At 32.9% G+C, this 422-nt stretch carries 1 protein-coding gene; it reads left to right on the forward strand.

The window, feature by feature from the left end:
• A partial coding sequence (locus H5154_RS24270; protein WP_404936147.1) for an IS3 family transposase occupies nt 1–94 on the forward strand: 94 nt, incomplete at its 5' end.
• Nucleotides 95–422: the final 328 nt, after the last annotated feature.

Below are 422 nucleotides of genomic sequence, written 5' to 3' on the forward strand. Positions count from 1 at the left end.
TTATATTCAGTTTTACAATTACAAACGTAGGCATTCTACGCTTAATTATATGACGCCACATCAGAAATATAATGAATTAAAAAATGCCGCTTAGAATCTCTACAGAATTTGTTGACCATTACAGTGATACTTGAATTTGGGTAATTCCATGTGCTCTCCAAAAAGAAGCTAACGAGGCTGTAGAATAACTCGTTTTTAATTTATTTTTATTGATGTATTAACCATAGCCGAGTTCCTATTTTGATTCAATCGGTTACTTCGATTTTACGTGAAATATAAAAAGAGGATTTACTGTTGCTTTAATGGGCGTTTTGGAAGGTATGACAGGTGTTTAAGTGGCTTATTTGGAGAGGTAGCAGCTTACCTTTATTAATGCATCGTGTTTTGCAGCTTTTCTATATTATGAACTAAGCAATACAGTT

The sequence above is a fragment of the Pseudoalteromonas sp. SR44-5 genome, from assembly GCF_014163675.1.
GTDB classification, from domain to species: Bacteria; Pseudomonadota; Gammaproteobacteria; order Enterobacterales; family Alteromonadaceae; genus Pseudoalteromonas; species Pseudoalteromonas rhizosphaerae.